General features: G+C 68.4%; 8 protein-coding genes. All 8 read left to right on the forward strand.

What is annotated here, in order from left to right; genetic code table 11:
• Positions 1 to 2: 2 nt before the first annotated feature.
• Positions 3 to 755, forward strand: coding sequence for a MetQ/NlpA family ABC transporter substrate-binding protein (locus H7I41_RS16250; protein WP_264013637.1), 753 nt, complete (start codon positions 3 to 5; stop codon positions 753 to 755).
• Between the two features lie 61 nt (positions 756 to 816).
• Complete coding sequence (locus H7I41_RS16255) at positions 817 to 1,320, forward strand: winged helix-turn-helix domain-containing protein (protein WP_264013638.1); 504 nt, start codon at positions 817 to 819, stop codon at positions 1,318 to 1,320.
• Between the two features lie 270 nt (positions 1,321 to 1,590).
• Complete coding sequence (locus H7I41_RS16260; RefSeq protein WP_264013639.1) at positions 1,591 to 2,355, forward strand: MlaE family ABC transporter permease; 765 nt, start codon at positions 1,591 to 1,593, stop codon at positions 2,353 to 2,355.
• The gene (locus tag H7I41_RS16265) at positions 2,352 to 3,188 is read left to right on the forward strand and encodes an ABC transporter permease (RefSeq protein WP_264013640.1); all 837 of its coding nucleotides are present in this window, start codon (positions 2,352 to 2,354) and stop codon (positions 3,186 to 3,188) included. Before H7I41_RS16260 ends, H7I41_RS16265 begins: the two co-directional genes overlap by 4 nt.
• Positions 3,189 to 3,190: 2 nt before the next feature.
• Entirely contained in the window at positions 3,191 to 4,606 is a 1,416-nt protein-coding gene (locus H7I41_RS16270; RefSeq protein WP_264013641.1) for an MCE family protein, read from the forward strand.
• The gene (locus H7I41_RS16275; protein ID WP_264013642.1) at positions 4,603 to 5,631 is read left to right on the forward strand and encodes an MCE family protein; all 1,029 of its coding nucleotides are present in this window, start codon (positions 4,603 to 4,605) and stop codon (positions 5,629 to 5,631) included. Before H7I41_RS16270 ends, H7I41_RS16275 begins: the two co-directional genes overlap by 4 nt.
• A gap of 32 nt (positions 5,632 to 5,663) precedes the next feature.
• Positions 5,664 to 6,932 carry an MCE family protein gene (locus H7I41_RS16280; RefSeq protein ID WP_372503757.1) on the forward strand — a complete coding sequence of 423 codons (1,269 nt, stop codon included), beginning with the start codon at positions 5,664 to 5,666 and terminating at the stop codon, positions 6,930 to 6,932.
• Between the two features lie 2 nt (positions 6,933 to 6,934).
• A partial coding sequence (locus H7I41_RS16285) for an MCE family protein (protein ID WP_264013645.1) occupies positions 6,935 to 8,232 on the forward strand: 1,298 nt, incomplete at its 3' end.

Below are 8,232 nucleotides of genomic sequence, written 5' to 3' on the forward strand. Positions count from 1 at the left end.
CCGTGAGCCGGACCGTGCGGTCGATCGCCGGTGTCGGCATGCGGCCGCTGCGGGTCGCCGCCTCACCGGTCCCGCACGCGGAGATCCTCGAGCACGTCCAGCCGATGCTCGCCGGCCACGGTGTCGACCTGCGCATCGAGACCTTCGAATCCTTCGACGAGCCCAACGATCTGGTTGCCGCGCAACGACTCGACGCCAACTACTTTCAGTACCTGCCGTTTCTCGCCGAGTTCAACCGGCGGACCGGTGCGGGGCTGGTGCCGATCACGCCGGTGCACATCGAACCATTCGGCCTGTACTCGGCGGTCTGGCCCGGCCTGGCCGACATCCCCAGGTTCGCCGAGATCGCGCTGCCGTCGGATCCGGTGAACATCGGCCGGGCGCTGGAGATGCTCGCCGACGAGGACCTGATCGAGCTGCAGCGGCCCGGTGCGGCACCGGCGACGACCGCCGACGTCACGCACAACCCGCGCGAGTTGGTGCTCAAGGAACTGAGCAGTTGGCTGCTCGCCGACGTGCTGGCCGACTTCGATGCCGCGTTCCTGTTCGGCAACCAGGCGATGGGCCGCGGCGTCACCACCGGTGCCGCCCTCGTGTTCGACCACGGCAATCCCGCCTACGCCGAATACCTCGTGGCCCGTCCCGACAACTGCGACGATGCCGACGTCCGCCTGCTCGGCGCGGCGCTGAACTGTGCATCGACGCGCGCCTTCATCGGCACCGCCTACCGGGGCCAGGTGATCGCCGCGTTCTGAGTTGCGCTCACGGCGAGGCAAACCGGTGGCGGGACGGCCGGGCCGTGGTGATAGTGATTTCGTGTACCAGGGTGGCCGTCCGGCCGACTCCGACGTCGGCACCGTGCGCGTCGTGCTGTACATCGACCTGCCCCGCTGTCCGCCGGATCTGGCCGGGCACGCTCTCGACCTCGTCGGCCAGTACGGCGCGCTCATCGCCCGCACGATCCCCGGCGCTGTCGTGCGCTCCGCGACTTCCGATCCGTCGGTCGACGGGCCCGCCACCGGCCTGGCCGTCGACCCGGTCCGGCGCGCTGTGACCGTCGACGGCAGGCGAATCCGGTTGGCCTACCGTGAGTACGAGTTGCTCGCCCACCTCGATCGCGCGAACGGCCGCACCGTGTCCCGCACCGAGCTGCTTGCCGAGGTGTGGAAGGCGCGGGCCGGAACATCGGAGCGGACGGTGGACTCGCATGTCCGGCGGTTGCGGTCCAAGCTGGGCGACCACGCGCAGATGCTGACGACCGTGCGTGGCGTCGGGTACCGGTTGACCCCGTCGGGTGCCCCGGCAGTGGAATCGGCCTGACGGCGGCACGGCCTCAGCGATCCAGCGTCATTTAACTCGACCCGATTCAATCGGTGCCCGGCGGACCGGTTGCGTTCGCCAACCAGCGATTTCCGCTATTTGACGTGCGCGTTTGCGTCGCCGGATCGGTTGACAGCAAATGCGGGTCTTCCTAGCGTCTGCCTCCGAGCTCGACGAAATCCACGCGATGACACGACGTTGCTTCTCGTCGAGCCGGCACCGGCCCCGGCTGGACAGTGCAACGACCGATGCAGCATTCGAGGGGGGCGTGTGAACCGGACCGCCTTCGCGAGACCCGCGGTGGCGATGGGCGATTTCTTCGTCCTCGCCGGTGAGACGTTCGCCGCGATGTTCCGCCGCCCGTTCGCGTTCAGCGAGCTGATCGATCAGATCTGGTTCGTCGCACGGGTGTCGATCGTGCCCACGGTGGTGCTGTCGATCCCGTACACGGTGCTCATCGTCTTCACGCTCAACATCGTCCTGATCGAGGTCGGCGCGGGTGACCTCTCGGGCGCCGGTGCGGCCCTGGCGTCGGTCACCCAGGTGGGGCCCGTCGTCACGGCGATCGTCGTCTCTGGTGCCGGCGCCACCGCGATGTGCGCCGATCTGGGCGCGCGGACCATCCGCGAGGAAATCGACGCCATGAAGGTGATCGGGGTCAACCCGATCCAGGCGCTGGTGGTGCCGCGGGTGATCGCCGCGACATTCGTTGCGCTGATGCTGTATTCGGTGGTGGCCGTCGTCGGCCTGACCGGAAGCTACTTCTTCGTGGTGTTCGTCCAGGACGTCACTCCCGGCGCCTTCGCCTTCGGCTTGACGCTGCTGACGGGCCTGCCGCAGGTGATCGTGTCGCTGGTCAAGGCGCTGCTGTTCGGCCTGTCGGCCGGGCTGATCGCCTGCTACAAGGGCTTGTCCGTCGGTGGCGGACCGACCGCGGTGGGCAACGCCGTCAACGAGACGGTGGTCTTCGCCTTCATGGCGCTGTTCCTGATCAACATCCTCGCCACCGCGCTCGGCGTGAAGGTGGCGCCGTGAGCGAGCTCGCGAGCGAACCGTCGGCGTTGGACCGCGTGATCGGCACGACCCGCAGACTGGGGGAGCAGACGGCGTTCTACGGACAGGCGCTGGCCGCCACCACCGACGCGGTGCGCCGCTACCCCGGTGAGGTGCTCCGGCTGGTCGCCACCATGGGTCTGGGCACCGGCGCGCTTGCGGTGATCGGCGGCACGGTGGTGATCGTCGGCTTCCTCACGCTGTCCACCGGCGCGCTGATCGCCGTGCAGGGCTACAACACGCTGTCCAACGTCGGCATCGAGGCGCTCACCGGATTCCTCGGCGCGTTCCTCAACGTCCGCTTCATCGCACCCGCTACCGCGGGTGTCGCGTTGGCCGCGACGATCGGCGCCGGCGCGACCGCGCAACTGGGCGCCATGCGCATCAACGAGGAGATCGACGCCCTCGAGGTCATGGGCATCCGCGCGGTCACCTATCTGGCGTCGACGCGCATCGTGGCGGGCATCATCGCGGTGATCCCGATCTACACCGTCGCGGTGCTGATGTCGTTCCTGGCCACCCGGTTCGGCACCACCGTCATCTACGGTCAGTCGCGCGGCGTCTACGACCACTACTTCACGACGTTCTTGCACCCGACGGACCTGTTCTGGTCGTTCACCGAGGCGCTGGCGATGGCCGCCGCGGTGATGGCGGTGCACACCTACTACGGGTTCACCGCCACCGGCGGCCCGGCAGGTGTGGGCGAGGCGGTGGGGCGTGCGGTGCGCACCTCGATCACCGCAGGGGTCTTCATCCTGCTGACCATCACGCTGTCCGTGTACGGGCAGTCCGGCAATTTCCACCTGTCGGGGTGAGCGTGGCCGGCAATACGGACAATTCGCCGCGGCGGTCCGGCGTGGACCCGATCTGGTGGGCGCCGGTGCTCTTCGTGGTGGTCATTGTCCTGGTGGCACTGACCGCCGTGCTGTTCACCGGCGCGGCGAAGAGCTTCGTGCCGGTCACCCTGGTGTCCGACCGCTCCGGGCTGGTGATGGAGGACGGCGCCAAGGTGAAGCTGCGCGGCGTGCAGATCGGCGAGGTCGACGGCATCGGCACCGAAGCCGCGGCGGATGGAGCCGAGAACTCGAAATTGACGCTCAAGATCGACCCGGACCAGTTCGAGTTCCTGCCGCGCAACGTCGAAGCGGAGATCAAGGCCAGCACCGCGTTCGGCGCCAAGTACGTCGACCTCGTCGTGCCCGAGGACGGCGCCTCCGCGCAGGCACTCGAGCCGGGCGCGGTGCTGCGGTCGCGCAACGTCACCGTCGAGGTCAACACGGTGTTCCAGAATCTGCAGTCGGTGGTGCAGTCCGTCGACCCGGCGAAGCTGAACTCGGTGCTGTCTGCGGTGGCACAGGCGGTGCGCGGCAAGGGCGACGTCATCGGACAGGCCATCACCGACTCCAACAACGTGCTGCTCGCCGTGAACCCGCGGATGCCCACGGTGCAACGGGACTGGCAGCTCTTCGGCCAGACGGCCGACGCCTATTCGACGGCGGCGCAGGACATCCTGTCGGTGCTGGACTCGTTCTCCACCACCAGCACGACGATCGACACGAACGCCCGCGCCCTCGACGACCTGCTGCTGTCGTCGGTCGGGTTCGCGCAGTCCGGCATCAACGTCATCGGCGGCAACCAGCCCGCCCTGGTGCGCTCACTCGATCTGCTGATGCCGACCACCGAACTGTTGGACACCTACTCACCGACCTACACCTGCCTGTTCCAGGGCGCCCAGTGGTTCCTCGACAACGGTGGCCGGGACGCGTTGGGCGGCAACGGCAAATCGGTCATCATGGATGCCGCGCTGCTGTTCGGGGACGACTCCTACCGGTACCCGGACCACCTGCCCCGCGTGAACGCGAAGGGCGGACCTGGCGGGCGGCCCGGTTGCGGATCGCTGCCCGACGTCAGCAAGAACTTCCCGGTCAAGTACCTGGTCACCGACACCGGGTTCGGCACCGGCCTGGACGTGCGGCCCAACCCGGGCATCGGGTTCCCCGGCTTCGCGAACTACTTCCCGGTGACCAAGGCCATTCCGGAGCCGCCACGTATCCGGTACCCCGGCGGTCCCGCGCCCGGACCGTTGCCGGCCTTCCCCGGGGCGCCCCCGTACGGCGCCGCGCTCTACGCGCCCGACGGCACCCCGCTCTACCCACCCCCTCCCGGGGCGCCGCCGCCACCGATGCCGGCTCCCTTGACGCCACCGATCCCGACCGGACAGGACGCACCATGAGTGGGAGAACCCCCCGGGCCCTCACCCGCGTGGTGCTGTTCACCGCGATGTGCCTGGTCTTCATGTTCGCTCTGGTCACGGTGTTCGGCCAATTCCGCTTCGACGCGCGCAGCACCTACACCGCGGTGTTCGCGAATGTGTCCGGGCTCAAGGGCGGGAACTTCGTTCGCATCGCCGGCGTCGAGGTCGGCAAGGTCAAAGAGCTGACGCTGCACAATGACGGCACCGTGAGCGTCGACTTCGACGTCGACAACGGGCTGACGCTGACCGAAGGCACCCGGGCCGCGGTGCGCTACGAGAATCTGATCGGCGACCGGTATCTCGCGCTCGAGGACGGTCCCGGCGCCGTCCGGAAACTGCAACCGGGACAAACCATTCCGCTTGACCGGACGTCGCCTGCGCTCGACGTGGACGCACTGATCGGCGGCTTCCGGCCGCTGTTCCGCGCGCTCGACCCCGACCAGGTGAACGCGCTGTCCGGCGAACTGCTCGAGGTGTTCCAGGGCCAGGGCGGCACCATCGCCTCGGTGCTGTCGCAGACCTCGGCGCTGACGTCGACACTGGCGGGCCGCGACGAGTTGATCGGTGAGGTGATCACCAATCTGAACACCGTGCTGGCGACCTTCGCCGCGCGCGACGACCAGTTCGCCGACGGCCTGGACACCCTGTCTGCGCTCGCCCAGACACTGGCCGACCGCAGAACCGACATCACCAACGGCACCGCCTACATCAACGCAGCGGCAGGCACGGTCGCCGACCTGTTCCAGGAGATCCGACCCACCGTCGCAGAGGCCGTCACCCAGACGGACCGCTTCGCCGGCCAGATCATGGCCGACCGGGACTACGTCGACGATCTGGTCAAGACCCTGCCCGACGCGTATCAGGTGCTGGCGCGGCAGGGGCTCTACGGCGACTACTTCGGCTTCTACCTGTGCGACGCGATCCTCAAGCTCAACGGCAAGGGCGGGGAGCCCACGTACGTCAAACTCGCGGGCCAGGATTCGGGACGGTGCACACCGAAATGAGACGACCGGCACTGAGGTGGAAGCGGCCGTCGATCACACCGCTGGCCCAGCGCAGCCGGCCCGCCGTCGGGGCGGTCGGGACGCTGATCCTGGTCGCGCTCGTCGCTGCGGCGTTCTCCTACGACAAGCTGCCACTGATCAAGCGCACGGCCGACTACTCGGCGTACTTCGCCGAAGCCGGCGGCATCAAACCGGGCAGCGAGGTGCGGGTGTCCGGACTCGAGGTCGGCATGGTCGGTGATGTCACCCTGGCAGGCACCCAGGTGCTGGTGGAGTTCACGGCCCGCAAGGGTGTCGACCTGGGAGACAGGACAGAGGCCGCCATCAAGACCGAGACCGTGCTCGGCACCAAGATGCTGGAGGTCACGCCCCGCGGAGAGGGCGAGCTCGACGGTCCGATCCCCATGGACCGCACCACGTCTCCCTACGACCTGCCGGACGCGCTCGGTGACCTCACCACCACCATCAGCGGCCTCGACACCGCCCAGCTCTCCACATCGCTCAGCACCCTGGCCGACACGTTCGCCGACACACCGCCCGAGCTGAAGATGGCGCTCGAAGGGGTGTCGCGGTTCTCCGACACCCTCAACGAGCGGGATGCGCAGTTGCGCAACCTGCTGGCCAATGCCGACGCGGTCACCGGGGTGCTCGCCAAGCGCAGCGACCAGATCGCCGGCCTGGTGGCCAACACCAACGCCCTGCTCGCCGAGTTGTTGTCGCAACGGGATTCGGTGGATGCGTTGCTGGTCAACCTCAGGGCGGCCGGTGAACAGATCTCCGGCCTTATCGCGGACAACCGCACCGAACTCAAACCCGCCGTCGACAAGCTCAACGGCGTCCTGGAGATTCTCGACAACCGCAAACAGGAGTTGCAGCGGACCCTGTACCTGCTGCGGCGCTACGCGATGTCGTTCGGCGAAGTGCTCGGATCGGGCCCCTTCTTCAAGGCCTCCCTGGTGAATCTCGCGCCGGGCCAGTTCTCCCAGCCGTTCATCGACGCCGCGTTCTCCGACCTCGGGCTCGATCCCAACGTGCTGCTGCCCTCCGAACTCGTCGACCCCGGCATCGGTCAGCCCGGAATCCCGCCGATGCCGATACCGTTCCCGCGAACCGGCCAGGGCGGCGAACCGCACCTCACACTGCCCGAAGCGATCACGGGCAACCCGGGCGATCCGCGCTACCCCTACCGCGAACCATTGCCCGCTCCACCGCCGGGCGGTCCGCCGCCGGGGCCGCCGGCCGAATCCGGACCCACACCGCCGCCGACCGTCCCGCCGCCTACGCCCGACGGAGGGCCGTGACCATGCGCATCGACTTCCGCCATGCACGAATCGCGTTGGCAGCGACGCTGATTCTCACCCTCGCCGTCGCGACCACCGTGGTGGCCACACCGTGGTGGGACCGCGTCAGCAGAGACACGTTCACCGCATACTTCGCCAACGCCAACGGCCTGTACACCGGCGACGAAGTCCGCATCCTCGGTGTCGCCGTGGGCACCGTGGACGAGATCGAGCCGCAGCCGGAGAACACCAAGGTCACGTTCTCCGTCGACTCCGAATACCCGGTGCCCGCCGAGGCGAAGGCCGCGATCCTGTCACCGTCGCTGGTCAGCGCCAGGGCGATCCAGCTCGTTCCCGCGTACGCCGGAGGGCCGAAACTCGAAGCGGGAGGCGTCATCCCGGAGAACCGGACGGCCGTTCCCGTCGAGTGGGACGACTTCCGGCAGCAGCTCGAGAAGCTGACCGAGTCATTGCAGCCCGTCACGCCGGGAGGTCCGAGTGCGGTGGGGGAGTTCGTCAACACCGCGGCGGACAACCTGCGCGGCGAAGGCGACACCGCCCGCGAGACGGTGATCAAGCTGTCGCAGGCGGTCTCAGCCCTCGGTGACCACAGCACCGACATCTTCAGCACCGTGCGCAACCTGCAACTGCTGGTCGCGGCCCTGACGTCGAGCAGCAATCTGCTCGCCGCGTTCAATACCAACCTCGCCGAAGTGACCACGCTGCTGGACAACTCACCCGACGAGTTCGCAAACGCCACCCGCGCGCTCGACGGCGCCGTGAACGACCTGCGCGGCTTCGTCGCCGAGAACCGCGAGGGCCTCGGCGTCACCGTCGACCGGCTCGCGTCGGTCACCACGGCGCTCAACGACAGTCGCGCCGACGTGAAGCAGGTGCTGCACATCACGCCGACGGTGTTCCAGAACTTCATGAACATCTACCAGCCCGCCCAGAGCGCGGTGACCGGCATCCTCGCTCCGGTGAACTTCGCCAACACCGTGCAGTTCATCTGCAGCGCCGTTCAGGCCGCGTCGCGCAAGGGCTGGGAGCAGTCGTCGAAGCTGTGCGTCCAGTACCTGGCGCCGATCATCAAGAACCGCCAGTACAACTTCCCGCCACTCGGGGTCAACCCGTTCGTCGGCGCGTCGGCGCGGCCCAATGAGATCACCTACAGCGAGAACCGGCTGAACCCCAACCTGCCACCGCCGGTCCCGCTGGACGTCCCGCCGCCGTTCACCGGCGCCCCGGGGCCGCTGCCTGCCGAGGCGGCGCCGCCCACCGGGCAGCCCGGACCCGGGCCGGTCGTCGACCCCGATCTCGG

Source organism: [Mycobacterium] manitobense (assembly GCF_025821665.1).
GTDB classification, from domain to species: Bacteria; Actinomycetota; Actinomycetes; order Mycobacteriales; family Mycobacteriaceae; genus Mycobacterium; species Mycobacterium arseniciresistens.

Coding starts and splice junctions, on each gene's coding strand:
- H7I41_RS16275 (WP_264013642.1), top strand. CDS start 4,603: ATGAGTGGGAGAACCCCCCGGGCCCTCACCCGCGTGGTGCTGTTCACC.